The sequence below is a fragment of the Monashia sp. HAY1-5C genome, assembly GCF_056755255.1.
Map to the genome: position 1 here is coordinate 1 of NZ_JBPGXG010000588.1, position 249 is coordinate 249.

1 pseudogene is annotated in these 249 nt (G+C 66.3%); it reads right to left on the bottom strand.

Annotation, left to right across the window (positions count from 1 at the left end):
• A pseudogene (locus ACR9ZK_RS22860) lies at positions 1-200 on the bottom strand (polysaccharide deacetylase family protein); the annotation flags it as partial.
• Between the last annotated feature and the right edge of the window lie 49 nt (positions 201-249).

A 249-nucleotide genomic window follows, 5' to 3' on the forward strand; every position in this document is an offset into this window, starting at 1 on the left:
ATGTGCCAGCGCATCGGCCGGCCGGAGACCTGCGGATGCAGGACAAGCGTCGTCACCCCGCCCCACGCATGGGTTGCCTCGAATTCCTCGATCCAGAGCGGGAGCACCGTGTCCCGCCCGAAAAGTGGCCGCGGACTGGTGCGGCTCGACATGCCGAAGTTCCAATCGTCGAAAGCGAAGTTGACGGGGATCTCGACCACGCCCGGCCGATCGCCTGCGGACCGATGCCGGTAGGGCAGGATATCGTCG